14 protein-coding genes are annotated in these 14,041 nt (G+C 54.1%); 7 read left to right on the forward strand and 7 right to left on the reverse strand.

The genetic code is table 11. From position 1 onward, the window contains the following. Together IJT02_04480 and nudC are read right to left on the reverse strand one after the other, a co-directional pair. Positions 1 to 343: glycosyltransferase family 2 protein (locus IJT02_04480; GenBank protein MBQ7544182.1), on the reverse strand; the 343-nt coding region annotated here is incomplete at its 3' end. Between the two features lie 18 nt (positions 344 to 361). Continuing rightward, positions 362 to 1,123: an NAD(+) diphosphatase gene (gene nudC / locus IJT02_04485; protein ID MBQ7544183.1), complete on the reverse strand. Its 762-nt coding sequence runs from the start codon at positions 1,121 to 1,123 to the stop codon at positions 362 to 364. 62 nt (positions 1,124 to 1,185) lie between these two features. Here nudC and IJT02_04490 point away from each other — a divergent pair, with 62 nt between their 5' ends. The 3 genes from IJT02_04490 to IJT02_04500 all read left to right on the forward strand — a co-directional run bounded on the left by IJT02_04490 (position 1,186) and on the right by IJT02_04500 (position 3,534). Next, positions 1,186 to 1,773 carry a hypothetical protein gene (locus IJT02_04490; protein MBQ7544184.1) on the forward strand — a complete coding sequence of 196 codons (588 nt, stop codon included), beginning with the start codon at positions 1,186 to 1,188 and terminating at the stop codon, positions 1,771 to 1,773. A gap of 42 nt (positions 1,774 to 1,815) precedes the next feature. Beyond that, entirely contained in the window at positions 1,816 to 2,352 is a 537-nt protein-coding gene (hpt, locus tag IJT02_04495) for a hypoxanthine phosphoribosyltransferase (protein ID MBQ7544185.1), read from the forward strand. Between the two features lie 204 nt (positions 2,353 to 2,556). Continuing rightward, positions 2,557 to 3,534 (forward strand): hypothetical protein, encoded by a 978-nt coding sequence (locus IJT02_04500; protein ID MBQ7544186.1) that lies wholly within the window; start codon positions 2,557 to 2,559, stop codon positions 3,532 to 3,534. Here IJT02_04500 and IJT02_04505 read toward each other — a convergent pair. Genes IJT02_04505 through dnaN form a run of 4 tightly spaced genes read right to left on the reverse strand, consistent with a single transcriptional unit; the run spans position 3,531 to position 8,228 of the window. Continuing rightward, positions 3,531 to 3,989, reverse strand: a complete 459-nt coding sequence (locus IJT02_04505) for a DUF721 domain-containing protein (GenBank protein ID MBQ7544187.1) — start codon at positions 3,987 to 3,989, stop codon at positions 3,531 to 3,533. The genes IJT02_04500 and IJT02_04505 overlap by 4 nt on opposite strands. Continuing rightward, entirely contained in the window at positions 3,986 to 5,866 is a 1,881-nt protein-coding gene (gene mnmG / locus IJT02_04510) for a tRNA uridine-5-carboxymethylaminomethyl(34) synthesis enzyme MnmG (protein MBQ7544188.1), read from the reverse strand. Before mnmG ends, IJT02_04505 begins: the two co-directional genes overlap by 4 nt. A gap of 2 nt (positions 5,867 to 5,868) precedes the next feature. Further along, on the reverse strand, positions 5,869 to 6,894 hold the full coding sequence (locus IJT02_04515) for an AAA family ATPase (GenBank protein ID MBQ7544189.1): 1,026 nt from the start codon (positions 6,892 to 6,894) through the stop codon (positions 5,869 to 5,871). Between the two features lie 2 nt (positions 6,895 to 6,896). Then, positions 6,897 to 8,228, reverse strand: a complete 1,332-nt coding sequence (dnaN, locus tag IJT02_04520) for a DNA polymerase III subunit beta (protein ID MBQ7544190.1) — start codon at positions 8,226 to 8,228, stop codon at positions 6,897 to 6,899. 127 nt (positions 8,229 to 8,355) lie between these two features. Here dnaN and IJT02_04525 point away from each other — a divergent pair, with 127 nt between their 5' ends. The 4 genes from IJT02_04525 to IJT02_04540 all read left to right on the forward strand — a co-directional run bounded on the left by IJT02_04525 (position 8,356) and on the right by IJT02_04540 (position 12,963). Then, entirely contained in the window at positions 8,356 to 9,348 is a 993-nt protein-coding gene (locus IJT02_04525; protein MBQ7544191.1) for an ABC transporter substrate-binding protein, read from the forward strand. A 67-nt stretch (positions 9,349 to 9,415) separates the two neighbouring features. Next, positions 9,416 to 10,906, forward strand: a complete 1,491-nt coding sequence (locus IJT02_04530) for a sugar ABC transporter ATP-binding protein (protein MBQ7544192.1) — start codon at positions 9,416 to 9,418, stop codon at positions 10,904 to 10,906. A 12-nt stretch (positions 10,907 to 10,918) separates the two neighbouring features. Beyond that, complete coding sequence (locus tag IJT02_04535; protein ID MBQ7544193.1) at positions 10,919 to 11,938, forward strand: ABC transporter permease; 1,020 nt, start codon at positions 10,919 to 10,921, stop codon at positions 11,936 to 11,938. Continuing rightward, entirely contained in the window at positions 11,935 to 12,963 is a 1,029-nt protein-coding gene (locus IJT02_04540; protein MBQ7544194.1) for a hypothetical protein, read from the forward strand. Before IJT02_04535 ends, IJT02_04540 begins: the two co-directional genes overlap by 4 nt. Positions 12,964 to 12,989: 26 nt before the next feature. Here IJT02_04540 and IJT02_04545 read toward each other — a convergent pair whose 3' ends face one another. After that, entirely contained in the window at positions 12,990 to 14,033 is a 1,044-nt protein-coding gene (locus IJT02_04545) for a hypothetical protein (protein MBQ7544195.1), read from the reverse strand. Positions 14,034 to 14,041 lie beyond the last annotated feature (8 nt).

Consider the following 14,041-nt stretch of genomic DNA (forward strand, 5'->3'; position numbering starts at 1 on the left):
CCCCCCCCCCCCCGTGCGTAATAATACTTAGGAAGTAGTCGACGTAATCTGCTTCAACGTAATCGTCTCCGTCAACGAACATAATATACTCTCCTCTTGCAGCATCAAGCCCTGCGTTACGTGCGGACGAGACTCCTCCGTTGGTTTTGTGCACAGGAATCACCCGCGAGTCCTTAGCCGCAAACTCGTCGATTATCGCCCCGCACTTGTCCGGCGAACCGTCGTCGACAGGAACAACCTCGATGGTCTTATGTGTTTGGTCAATGATTGACTGCAGGCATCTGGTGATGTAACGTTCGACGTTGTACACAGGAATTATCACTGACACAAGAACGTCCTTCATGAAGATTTGTCCTCCTTGCTATGAATGTGTGCTGGTGAAGTTATCGATGAGCCTCCGGGCTATGCTCGCTCCGTCGGGAATGTTCATGTTCCTGATGTCCTCAGGCACAAACCAGCCCGCACGAATAATCTCCGTCCCGTCGGGGTGAACTTCTCCCGCAGAGTAACGCGCTGTGAAGCCCAGCATCAGGCTGTTCGGGAAGGGCCACACCTGCGAGCCGAAGTACGTTATTCCCTCAACCTCAATCCCTACTTCCTCCATGACTTCACGCTTCACTGCGTCCTCGAGCGACTCGCCCGGCTCAACGAACCCCGCTATTATACTGTACCTGCCCTCCGGGAACGCAGCATTGTGCGCCAAAAGCAGACTGCCTTCACGTTCCACAGCAACGATAACCGCCGGAGACTGCGGAGCGTAATACACTTTCCCGCAAGCGTCGCACTTCCTGCCGTAGTCGTGGGCGTTCGGGCTGAGGCTTCCTCCGCATGACGGGCACAGCCGGAAGTTCCTGAACCAGTTTGCGAATATCCACGCTCCTCCTGCCAGCGCGAAAACTTTGCTCCCAGCGATGTGCCACAGTTCACGCAAGCCTACAAACTCTTCACCTTCGCGCAGTGAGTGTGATTCGACATCAGCCCACGAAGACAACGCCTGCCAGTTCGCAGGGAAGTCCGATGACCTCCTGATGACCTCAAGCCCGCCGTGTGAAGCTATGTATCCTTCGTCAAAGTCGTATGTCTCATGTTTCACGAGTATCTTGTTCCTGCAGAATACCAGCATAAATTCTTCACGTCTCCTTTGTGCCGTATAATATACCCCAAAAACTCAGGTGATGAATAATTATGCTTACCTTAAGCGCGGCCGGTAAATCAATAAGTGATGTCGAGAAACTCATTGCGGATGCCCGGGACGAACAGGAACTGAGGATACTCATCGAGAGCCCGGCTCAGGCCGAAGAGATAACCCAGCTCCTGAAGGCCGAAGGGTTCAATGATTTTGTGCCCGAAGATGACGACGGCCTCCTATACCTTGCCGCAACAAGACGAGAACCTCCCGCCAAGCCCGAACCAGCTCTCACGCCTGCTCCTGTTCCTGCCGCGATTGTGCAGGGCACTACGGGAGTCGTCCTCTCGTACGAGGCGGGAAAGTACATGCCAGCTTTCGCGCAGAAGTTCATTGCCTCGCTGCTGAAGGCCAAGAGCAGACCCGTCGTCCTCGCCCTCATGAACAGTGCGGTAACTTTGGCGGCGTACAACTCGGGAGCCTGCGGGGACATCAAGAGGCTTGAGGCTGAGGGAGTCAGAGTGATGGTCTCTGAGGCTTGCGCTGACAGGGCGGGAATAACTGAGGCGTTGGGCGCAGGGGGGCTTGCAGAAATGCCGGAGATAATTGATGTGCTTATGTCGTGCGAAAAAGTTATCAGCCTGTAGGGTATACTATAACTTCATTACGTGAACAGGAGGAGATCTGCAGTGTCATACAGGTTAGGGGAAGTAATATTGTCGCGGGAAACCATTGCCCGCAGAGTGAAAGAACTTGCTGACGAGATAGCCGCAGGAACGGACAAGGACAAGGGAGTCGTTATTGTCGGCATTCTCACTGGGGCGGCATTTTTCCTGACGGATCTTGTGAGGGAGCTTCCGGAGGACTTGGACGTGCGGGTGGACTTCATGTCTGTTGCGTCATACGGCGACGGAACGCAGTCAAGCGGAGTTGTGAGAATCTTCCACGACCTCAAGAGCAGCATTGAGGGGAAGAATGTTATTGTGGTTGAAGACATCGTAGACTCAGGGCTGACGCTGTCGCACCTTCTCGGGCTTCTGCAGAACAGGAATCCCGCGAGCCTGAAGGTGTGTGTTCTTCTGGACAAGTACGAGCGGCGCAAGACGGAAGTCAAAGTAGACTACTGCGGCTTCAGGATACCTGATAAGTTCGTGGTGGGTTACGGCCTTGACTGTGCGGGAATGTGGCGGCACTTGAAGGACATCAAGTACGTCATTGAGGAGTAAGTTCGCTGTGGTATAATCTCGTAAAATTTTGAGGAAAGGTGTAGACAGGAATGCATGAGATTGCTATAATCAAACATCACGCATAACGCATCACGCCGATAGTCTGCGCGTAAACTCAGACAGATACAGAGATTATAACATGTCCTGCGGGAAAAATCCTGCGGGGCATTTTTTGTGTCTGCCTGTCTGCGGAGGTATTGCGTCATGCTAGGAGGCCTGAAGAAATTCGTCAAGTCGAGGCTGTTCACGGAGGAGCACCCGTTCTTGATGGGATTGTGGTATGACAGGATGCGCAGGAAGTTCATCGCGGACAATGATAGGCATTCGCGGATGACTTACGCGGAGATTGAGGCGGCAATAGGTCGGCAGTACATGAGGATGTTCGGGAGGCCTCTGAACTGGGAGGACCCGCAGACGTACAACGAGAAGATTCACGTCTCGAAGGTCTATCACGCAACGCCGCTGAAGACACGCCTTGCGGACAAAGTAGCGGTTCGCGAGTGGGTTGCAGAACGGATAGGGGGCGAGTACCTGATTCCGCTGCTGGGTGTGTATGACTCCTTCGACGAGATAGACTTTGACGCATTGCCGGAGCAGTTCGTCATCAAGTGCAGCCATGACTCTGGGAGCGTTACGCTGGTGAAGGACAAGAGCAGGATGAACCGAGAGCTTCTGCGGAAGAAGTACGCGGCATTCATGAGGCGTAATTTTGCGTGGATGGGCTGGGAGATGCACTACAGGGACATTCCGCCGAAGATTATGGTTGAGCAGTACATGGGGGATGCCATTAATGATTACAAGTTCTTGTGCTTTGACGGCAGGCCGTGTTTCTGCTGGGTAGATTTCGACCGATACACAAAGCATCAACGTATAATTTATAACATGAACTGGCAGAGGCAGCCCTTCGCATTCAACTATCCTCTACGGCCGGACGACATAGCACCTCCTGAACAGTTCACAGACATGAAGAATATCGTTTCGAAGCTATGTGAAGGTTTTGGACACGTCAGAGCAGACTTGTACCTTGTTGACGGAAAGATATATTTTGGAGAAATGACATTCACCAACGCAGACGGTTTCGGGAAGTTCACACCTTATGAATGGAACTACAAGCTGGGTGCTCTGTGGCCGTTCGACACCTCTATACGCGCAAAAGTCCTCGCCGAACACTCCAAGCCCTAGCCGAACCGCGCCTCCAAATACGCCCGCAGGTGCGAGAGAGCGTAATTTATGTCCTCAGGCAGCGTGTCAGGTGCTCCCTGCATGTACTGCCTGACTTTCTCCTCGTCAACCGCAACCTCCGGCACAACAGCCTTCTTCACGGGCTGCTTCTTGGGAACAGGGATTTTTTCCCCAATAGTCAGCTTGAACGGCTCAGCGAAAACATACCCGAAACGCTCAGCGATTTTGCGCGCAACAGTTCCAGCAGAGTTCCGCAGCATCGATTCCGCTGTGGCGTTCCTGACTGCCACGCACAATTCATCCACGCCTAGATTGTAGGGGTATGAGTGCCTCGCAAGACGCGGTCCGACGACAGTAGCCCACGAACGCTGGAGCTGTTCCAGAACCTTAACCCTCCGTGCCGCCTCAGGAAACATCTTCGCCGCGTCCAACGATACACGCAATACCTCGCTCACTGCTTCCCCCTCCGTTCGTCCCGCGCAAGAAGCACAGAGATTAACTGCACGTCAACCGGCGTTACTCCCGAAATCCGCAGTGCCTGCCCCAGACTTTCCGGCCGGTAATGCTTCAGCTTCTGCAGGCTCTCTGCCCTTAAACCCTTCACCGCGTCATAGTCGAACCCCTCAGGTATCCTTGCCGCGTCAAAACCCTTCATCCTCTCCGCTACTCTTGCCTCGCGTTCAAGGTAGCCCGTGTAACGTAATTCCGTCTCAACGTGCGCGGTCTCTTCTAAGGAAAGCTCTTCCGGCGAAGGCGACAACTCCGACACGAGTGCGTAACTCACTCCCCGATGCTTCAGGAACTCCGCGAGCGTCATCGTCTCCGCAACGTCTTCCGCGCCGTACTCCCCGCACAGCCTCGATGTCTCTGCACTTGGCCGGATCTTCTCAGCTTTCAGGCGTGCTGTCTCTCTCTCTTCGCGTGCAAAACGTTCCACGAGCATCCGCCAGTGTCCGTCGTCAATCAGCCCGGCCTTCCTGCCGTAACCTGCAAGCCTGTGTGCCGCGTTGTCCCACCGCAATAACAGCCTGTGCTCGCATCTTCCCGTCAGCATCCTGTAGGGCTCGTCCGTGCTCTTCGTCGTAAGGTCGTCGGCCAAAACGCCGAGATACCCTTCATCCCGGCCAAGCACTAACGGTTCTTCTCCCTTCACAGACAAAGCCGCGTTGATTCCCGCAAGCAGCCCCTGCGCCGCCGCTTCCTCGTAACCCGACGTGCCGTTCACCTGCCCCGCGCAGAAGAAGCCGGGAATGTCCTTGTTCTCTAGCGTACGCTTCAGCTGGTCGGGCAGAAGGTACGTGTACTCTATTCCGTAGCCGGGCTTGATGATTTTCGCGTTCGCACAGCCGGGCAGAGAGTGCACCATTTCCGCCTGAACGTCATAAGGCAGACTCGTGGAGAAATTCTGCACGTAAACTTCATTCGTCCTCATCGAGACAGGCTCAAACACTATCGGGTGCGTAATGTGGTCAGGGAAGCGCAAAAACTTATCCTCTATTGAGGGGCAGTAACGCGGGCCGTGTGCCTGAACATCCCCCGTAACCAGCGGAGAGCGCGAAATGTTCCGTGAAAGTATCGCGTATGTCTCCTCAGTCGTGCGCGAGAACCAGCATGCGTAATCCTTGCCGTAACGTTTCGGCTCGCCCCACAGGTCGAAACACAGAGGCTCATCCTCCGAGAGTTGCGGAGTCATTCCCATGAAGTCTATCGTGTTGATATTCAGGCGCGGAGTTGTGTCTGTGCGCATAAGGCCGGTTCGGATTCCGAGAGCTTCGATGGACTTCGGGAAGGATTCGGAGTTCGTCTGCCCCATCGGCCCGGAAGGGAACGACTTATCACCGACAAACACCCGCCCGCCGAGATATACTCCTCCGGCCAAGACAACAGCCCTCGCGTCGTAACGTGCTCCGTGCCGCGTCATGACTCCTGAGACGTGGCCGTGCCCAGTGAGAAGTTCTGTCGCTTCGTCCTGATTCACGTCTAGGTTCGGCTGTGTCGTGAGAAGTTTTCTGTAGTAGAGGCTGTAAGCCATCGGGTCGCACTGTGCCCGCAATGCCCTCACCGCCGCACCCTTCGAGGTATTCAGCCAGCGAACCATCAACGTGGAAGCATCCGCCGCACGTGCCTGCTCTCCTCCGAGCGCGCTGACTTCACGGACAAGATGACCCTTCGCCGGGCCGCCTATTGAGGGGTTGCAGGGCATCAGAGCTACAGCATCAACGTTGAGGCACAGCATCAGGGTACGGCAGCCGATTCGCGCGGAAGCCAGAGCAGCCTCGCATCCCGCGTGGCCTCCTCCGATTACGATAACGTCATAAGAATCATGATACATTTTCACTCCACCTTCCCCGTATAATAGCATGACAGGCTATGCCCGCTGAAAGGATTTTCGGGAGCAGTGATGAAGACTTGCCAGCCCGTTTTCGCAAGCTCGGCGTGAACAAAATCTCTGCCCTCAGCGTCAAGTTCCGCCGTAATGTCGTCCAGCAGCATAACGGGAGCTTTCCGCATTCTCTGCGCAATAAGTTTCCCCGCCGTAATCAGCAGGAACATCACGAGCCTTCTCTTCTGCCCGCGGCTCAATGCTTCGGATACAGGGCGGCCGTCAGCACACAAGGTTATTGCGAGGTCGTCATAGCTTGGCCCGTCCTGCGGCCTCAAAGCACGCAGTTCACGAGAACGGTTCTTGTGCAGGGCGTAACGCAGGTACTCATCACCCGCCCCCGCAACTTCCGGCACAAGAGACATCACGAATCTTCCCGGCGGTATCAGGCTCATTAATTGTGCGGCAACTTCACGCCGTCTCTCCATTATCCAGCCTCCGAGTTCGCAGAAGGGAATATCTGTGTGCTCGGGGGATTTGTTCTGCCGGAGAAGAGCTGTCCTGCTGCGCATGATGTAGCGGAAGTCAGCGAGCCTCTTTGCGTACGGCGGAAAGAACAGCGCGCACAACCTGTCGATGAACATTCGCCGTGAAGACGGAGAACCGTCAATGAGGCTGAGATTGCCCGTCAGGAACAGCACGGACGGAATCACTAGGCGCAGTTCCGTCGAGGTTATGGCTTTGTCGTCGCAACGGAGCGAAATTCTTGATGAGATGTTCGCCGTGATGATGCGGCTGTCCTCGCCTCCCACGCGCGCGCCCGCAAAAGCAGGCCTGCCCTCTCCGTACCACGATGGGACACTAGCCGTCCTGCTGAAAGCTCCCCAGCCTGAAAGTACGCTCATTGCTTCGAGGAGGTTTGTCTTGCCGCTTCCGTTCGGCCCGAGAATAAGATTAATGCCCGGACTCCAGTTTATCCGAAGTTCCGGGCCCGAAAAGTTCCTGTAGCCTCGCAGTACTGTAGTGTCGATCCTCAAAGCTAGAACGGTGCGTCCTGTCCTTCTCCGCCAGCGAAGGCTTCTCCGTCGTCTGCAGGAAGTTCGTCCCGTGCAGGAGGCGTGAAGTCATCTGCGTTGTCGTCGTCGCTCACGATGTCCTGCGGTGTCAGCCTTATCGGCATGAGCATATACAGGAAGTCGTCGCCCTCGTCCCGGAAGAACCTTGTCTGCTCCTCCTCGCCGCTGAACTCTATAATCACATCATCCGAGCCCACAGCCTTCAAGCCGTCCTGAAAGAAGCTGACGTTGAAGCCTATCTGCATTCCGTCTCCCTGAATCTCAGCTTCAAGAATATCGCTCGCTGTTCCGAGTTCGATCGCGCGGGCAGTTATCCTGAGCTTGCCCTTCGGCCAGATGTTGCCTTCAGGGTTGCCTTCTTCCTGAGGAGCGATGTTCATCGCCATGATCTGGGCAGGGCTGTTCTTGGCGATGATTGCGATCCTGTCGAGGGCTGACAACAGCGCGGTCTTGGAGATGCGCATCTTCGTTTTGTAGTCTTTGCTCAGTATGCGTTCGTACTTCGGGAACGACGCTTCCACCCTCCTGACAGAGAACTCTGCACCGTCAAGTACAGCTGATGGTTTTGCCTCAGCATCAGTGCCGCCGTCTTCCGAGTAGTCTGCCGCTCCCTCGAGGGCAAACCACACCGTCGAGCCGTCAGCGAGTACCTTCACGTTCTCTTGGCCGGTGAAGACCTTAGCGAGTTCACGCAGTGCCGCCGCAGGAAGAAGCAGGTCATCTTCCCTGTATATGTTGTTGCAGAGCATCTTAGAGCGCGCTAACCTCTTGCCGTCCGTAGAGACCGCGTAGATGCTGCCCTCCTGTGTCCTGAGAAGGCATGTCCCCATGTACTTCGGGAAATCTGAAGGCGCAGAAGCAGCGCAGCTTCCTTCGTTGAGGAGCTTGCCCAAGTCAGCAGCCATTATCGAGCATATCCCCTCAGCACCGGAACTCGCCGGAATGTTCGGGAATGTATCTGCAGGTATCACCGTGAAACGGTACTTGCTTCCGTCAGAAGTCAGCGACCCGCGCTCTGAGGGCACGTCGATAACGATAGTTTTTGCTGTGCACTTCCTTATCATGTTGCCTACGATAGAGGCATTCAGGACAGCAACGCCTGGCTCTATGATTACTGCTCCCTTAGCGCGGCACTTCACCGATGACTTCAGGTCTGTTGCCTCGAGCGTAACTGTGCCGTTGTCGGCTGTGATTCGTATGCCGTTGAGGGCATCAAGAGTCGTCTTCGAAGCGGCATATTTCTCTGCAACCTGCCATGCTTTGAGGAAGGCTGAACGTTCCAGCTCTAACTTCATGTGTGAATCTCCTTCTGAAAGTGTGATGAATTTTTTTTTTTTGCCCGCTAATTATACACATTACGGGAAAGGGAGAATGCACTAGAATAATCGCATCCAATCTTACAGCTAATCAGGAGGTAGTATTATGCGTACAAAGTTGTTCGCAGTTCTTCTTGCGCTTGCAGTTCTCTTCTCGGCATCCTCAGCTTTCGCCGACGTAACTATAGCCTTCTCGCAGATAGGCCAAGAGTCCGACTGGCGCACCGCCAACACCGACGACCTCACCAAAGCCATAACGGGTCATGAGGGCTGGAAGCTCGTTTACGACGACGCACAGCAGAAGCAGGAGAACCAGATCAAGGCACTCCGCAACTTCATCACGCAGGGTGTGGACTACATTCTCTTCACGGGCGTTGTCTCGACGGGCTGGGACGAAGTCCTCAAGGAAGTCAACGAAGCAGAGATTCCGTTACTGCTGATTGACCGTATGCCTGACTGCGCAGACAAGATCGAGTACGAAGCAGCGTTCGGCGGAGATTTCGTCGAGGAAGGCAGAAGGCAGGTTGCGTGGGTAGGCGAGTACCTGAAGGCCAAAGGGCGCGCTGACGAGACAGTCAACGTCGTCATCATGGAGGGTACGACCGGCGCAAGTGCACAGACCGGCCGCACTGAGGGCAACCTCGCTGGCTTGAAGGCGTACCCCAACCTGAAGCTGATTGCCCAGCAGTCCGGGAACTTCACGCGCGCAGAAGGCCAGGCAGTCATGGAGAGCTGGTTAAAGTCGCTCGAGAAGATTGATGTACTCATCGCACAGAATGATGATATGGCACTCGGAGCAATCGACGCAATCAAGGCCGCCGGAAAAGTTCCGGGCAAGGACATCATCATTGTCGGGTGCGACAGCGTTAAGGCAGCATTTGACGCGATACTTGCGGGCGACATGAACTGCACCGTAGAATGCACTCCGCTTTACGGGAAGTTCGTTGTTGAGGCACTCGAGAAGCTCATAGCGGGCGAGAAGATGGGCAAAGAGATAGTTCACCCTGCAGAAGGCGTGTTCGACACTGAGGGCGGCATCAACTTAGGCACAGTAACATCACAGAAGGCCGCTGACGTAATCGCATCGAGAGTGTACTAGAAGCTAGGTGAGACAGGGGGCGGGGGCTACAACCTCCGCTCTTTTTTGTGCAAAGGAGGGTGATAACGTGAACAATATTCTTGAGATGAAGCAGATAGAGATAGAGTTTCCCGGCGTGAAGGCACTCGACAAAGTAGATTTCTCGCTGAGAGCCGGAGAAGTTCACTCACTGCTCGGCGAGAACGGCGCAGGGAAATCCACGCTCATAAAGTGCCTCACCGGCGTGAACAGGATGGACGCGGGACAGATACTCCTTGACGGAAAAGAAATCCGCCCGCAGGATCCCGGACACGCAATCACGCTGGGGATCTCGACAGTCTTTCAGGAGGTCAACCTGTGCCCGAACCTCAGCGTCGCGGAAAATATCTTTGTGGGCCGGCAGCCGATGAAGCATCACTGCATAAACTGGAAGGAGATTAACCGCAGGGCAGAGGAACTGCTTTCCGGCTTCGGGCTGAACATTGACGTAACACGTCCGCTGTCGTACTACTCGACGGCGATTCAGCAGATGGTCTCGATTGCGCGTGCAGTGGACGTTCAGGCCAAGATTCTGATTCTCGACGAACCTACGAGCTCCCTCGACACAGGGGAAGTGCAGCTGCTTTTCCGAGTGATGCGCGAGCTCAAGGCTGAGGGAATGGGTATAATCTTCATCACGCACTTCCTCGACCAAGTCTACGAGGTCTCCGACAGAATGACAATCCTCCGCAACGGTCATCTTGTCGGAACGTACACGACTGAGGAGCTTGACCGCGTGTCGCTGGTTACGATGATGATCGGCAAGGACTTTTCCGGAATGTTCGACATGGAGAGAGCGGAGAGCCATAGTGCCGATGCCGCGTTAGAGGCAGAACATCTCGGTGTTGCCGGTAAGGTTGAGGACTTCTCGCTGACGATACGGAAGGGCGAGCTTGTCGGCTTCGCGGGACTTCTCGGGAGCGGACGCACGGAGACCGCCGAGATGCTGTTCGGTGCTGTCCCTGCGTCGAAGGGCACGATGAAGCTCGAGGGGCATGACGTGAAGATAACCTCCCCGAGCGACGCGCTCAATAACCGAATGGCCTTCTGCCCTGAGGACAGGAAGCGCGACGGCATAATCAGCGACTTATCCATACGCGAGAACATTACGCTTGCACTGCAGGCGCGCAGAGGGTTCATGAAGCCCCTAACTGCTGCGGAACAGAACGAGCTTGCTGATAAATATATCTCCCTTCTCGGAATAGCAACGCCGGACGCTGAAAAGAAGATAGGCGAGCTTTCGGGCGGCAATCAGCAGAAGGTTATACTTGCGCGGTGGATGGCGACACAGCCCGCTATTCTGATTCTCGACGAGCCAACGAGAGGCATCGACATCGGAGCTAAGGCCGAAATTCAGAAGCTAATGCTGAAGATGTGCGGGGACGGCTCTGCAGTAATCTTCATATCCTCTGAGCTTGACGAGATAATCAGGTGTTCGGGGACTGTCGTAGTTATGCGCGACAGGAAGAAGGTTGCTGAACTTGAAGGCAGCTCGTGCACACAGCAGAAAATCTTAGAGATTATAGCCGGTGCGGCATAGGGGGTGAACGACGTGAAGAACTCAAAGATTTTAGGGGCAGTCATGGCGGAAGTGCTGCTGCTGCTGGTGTGTCTGGTTATACGGCCCGACTTCTTCAGCATAAGCTACCAGCCCACGACAGGAATGCTCTACGGGAACATTATAGACATCCTTAACCGTTCGAGCGAGATAACGATTATCGCAATGGGAATGACGTTAATCATCGCACTCGGCGGCACTGATTTATCTGTCGGCGCGCTGGTTGCTGTTGCGGGAGCAGTGGCGTTGAAGCTCCTGCGCTGGGACGTTTTGGAGTACAACACGCCCGGAGATTACACGGTGTGTAATTTCTTCTGGGTGCTGGTTCTGCCGCTGGTTGTGTGTACGTTAATGGGACTGTTCAACGGATTTCTTGTCGCCAAAGGAGGAATGCAGCCCATCATAGCAACGTTAATCCTCATGGTGTGCGGGCGCGGTGTTGCGCAGATTCTGACGGACGGAAAGCAGTTCACGACAGGTTACGCGCCGTTCAAGGTCATAGGTCAGGGAGCGTTCCTGTGGCTTCCTGTGCCAATCATCATCACGGTGATAGTCGTTGCGTTCATGGCGTGGTTCACGAGGAGGACGGCATTCGGGACGTTCGTTGAAGCTGTCGGCATAAACAGGAGCGCGTCCCGCCTCTCTGGCATCAACGCCGCAATGATAATCTTCATCGCGTTTGCGGTTACGGGACTGCTCTCGGGCATCTCGGGGTTAATCTACTCGAGCCGTATAATGTCCAACGACTCGAACAATGCCGGACTGAATTACGAGATGGACGCGATTCTTGCCGTCGTAATCGGAGGCACGAGCATGACTGGCGGGAAGTTCAGCCTTGCGGGAACAGTGATAGGCTCTGTTCTGATACGCACCATCGTAACCCTCGTCTACTATTTCGGGATTGTCTCGGAGGCAACGATGGCATTCAAGGCGTTGATCATCGCTGTAGTGATTATGCTTCAGTCCGAGCCGGTAAGAAAATACTTCGCGAAGAGGAGGGCGGCCAAGTCATGAGCAGAATTTTGCGGAAACTCTCTAACCCTATGTACATAATGATTTATGCGACCGTCGGAATCTTCCTCGCTATATACATGGCCGGAGCGTGGGCGTACGGAGACAGAGGATTTCTGACCCTGCGGACGTTCGTCAACATGTTCATAGACAATGCATATTACGGCATCTCGGCTGTGGGTATGACGATGGTTCTGATTACTGGCGGAATAGACCTCTCCGTCGGAGCTGTGGCCTCGCTAACGGGAATGTTCATCGCTTACGGGACGACGATACTGCACGTTCACCCCGCACTGTGCATAGTGTTCGCGCTGGTTGTGGGCGTGGGTCTTGGCCTGCTGATGGGCTGGGTAATCGAGTACTTGAACGTTCCGCCGTTCATCACGACACTAACTGGAATGTTCCTTGCGCGCGGAGTGTGTTCGCTGATAAGCCGCGAGTCCATCAACATACAGCACAAGATGATAGATTCGCTTGCTGGCTGGAAGATATACTTCATGCATCAGGTGAACGGCCAGTGGGTGAAGGTCAAGCCGATAGCCTTCGTGAACTTCAACGTGATTCTGTTCCTGGTGATGATAGTTGTCGGGACGTTCATTCTGCAGAGGACGCGTTTCGGCCGTAACATCTACGCGATAGGCGGCAACGAACAGAGCGCGCGGCTGATGGGGCTTCCTGTTGCGAGGACAAAGATTCTGGTGTACGGCTTCAACGGGCTGTGCTCGGTTCTTGCGGGTGTGAGCTATGCGCTATACGTAAAGAGCGGCTGGAATCTCTCACTGCAGGGCGCAGAACTCGACGTGATTACGTGCGCAGTCATCGGAGGAACGCTTCTCACAGGCGGAGTCGGGAGCATGATAGGCACGCTGTTCGGTGTTCTGCTGAAGTCGATAATCCCCGCGCTGATTACGTTCAACGGGCATCTTCTGTCGTGGTGGGGAAAGATTGCGACGGGAGTTTTGCTGCTGCTGTTCATCTGCATTCAGAGGGCAGTAGTGGGCTGGTCGGGACGGAAACGTTCGGAGTGAAAGAGCAGAAAGAATCCCCCCGTGCCTTAGGGTTCGGGGGAATTATTGTGCCTGAAATCCTTTGCCTGCTTCCTCAGCATGGCTATGAAGTCCTTGACGTTCTCGCGCGTAACTTTCATGCCGAAACCCTGTGCATGAAGTTCCGGGTAGACTTCGCCGCTGCACATCACGTTAAGCATCATGTCGCCGACCTCTGCCCTATAGTGGCTGGTCTCTAGGTAATTTGCGTTGTTCATGGTTATATCGTTGAGGCTGCTGAAGTTCCAGAAGCCGGAAATTTCTGCGAGCTTCTCGAGAAACGTACAGTAACCTTTTTCCAGAGAAGCTGAATACGTTACGTGATGCATCGGGTTCGTAAACATGAAGAGCTTGATACCCTGCTCATCACACAGATCGCTGATCTTCCGCAGGTCATTAACAGCATCATCAATGAGACCGTAATTGAACTTTCTGCCGAGCACGGGAAGCGGTTTGCCCTTTTCCCAGTCAAAACTTGACTTTTTCCCGTAAGGTATCGTCCAGCCGTAATTGTAAAAACTCTCGCTGTTCACCCAAAAGCCGTTCCTGATAAAGGAGTAAGCAAGAGATTTCATTGTTACTGCAGGATTCAGGTACAAGCGGCAGAAAAGTAATCTGTCATTCTTCAGTACCTCGTAAGGACACCTCAGCTGCTCGTAAATATGATCGCTCATTTCTTCGGTATAGGAGATGCTGTCAACGCCTATGTAGATTACGGAAGGTTTTATTCCGCTTTCAAGAAACGTCATGATATTTGCGAGATGTTCAGACGGAAGCCCGTTAGGATATGCCATGTTGTACACTTTTGCGCCCGGTATCTTGTCAGTATGTATTGCTCCTACTCTTGACGAACCGAACAGAAAGCCGTTATAGGTGTCTTTGTTGCCCAGTATATATTTGGTTCTGATGTAATTCTGGTTGGGCTGGATTCCGTTGTCCCTGATGCTGTCAGCATGAAAGATATTGAACGGGTCGACCAAGATAGGGAAGATAGTATGTATTGCTGCGATATATACAGCAAACACGGAGATAATGAGCAGAAATCTCTTCATGTGGATCA

This window comes from Synergistaceae bacterium (assembly GCA_017450125.1).
Taxonomy (GTDB): Bacteria; Synergistota; Synergistia; order Synergistales; family Aminobacteriaceae; genus JAFUXM01.

Excerpts from the sequence above, each read along its gene's own strand:
- nudC (MBQ7544183.1), bottom strand. The coding sequence starts at position 1,123 with ATGCTGGTATTCTGCAGGAACAAGATACTCGTGAAACATGAGACATAC.
- IJT02_04490 (MBQ7544184.1), top strand. The coding sequence starts at position 1,186 with ATGCTTACCTTAAGCGCGGCCGGTAAATCAATAAGTGATGTCGAGAAA.
- IJT02_04500 (MBQ7544186.1), top strand. The coding sequence starts at position 2,557 with ATGCTAGGAGGCCTGAAGAAATTCGTCAAGTCGAGGCTGTTCACGGAG.
- mnmG (MBQ7544188.1), bottom strand. The coding sequence starts at position 5,866 with ATGTATCATGATTCTTATGACGTTATCGTAATCGGAGGAGGCCACGCG.
- dnaN (MBQ7544190.1), bottom strand. The coding sequence starts at position 8,228 with ATGAAGTTAGAGCTGGAACGTTCAGCCTTCCTCAAAGCATGGCAGGTT.
- IJT02_04525 (MBQ7544191.1), top strand. The coding sequence starts at position 8,356 with ATGCGTACAAAGTTGTTCGCAGTTCTTCTTGCGCTTGCAGTTCTCTTC.
- IJT02_04540 (MBQ7544194.1), top strand. The coding sequence starts at position 11,935 with ATGAGCAGAATTTTGCGGAAACTCTCTAACCCTATGTACATAATGATT.
- IJT02_04545 (MBQ7544195.1), bottom strand. The coding sequence starts at position 14,033 with ATGAAGAGATTTCTGCTCATTATCTCCGTGTTTGCTGTATATATCGCA.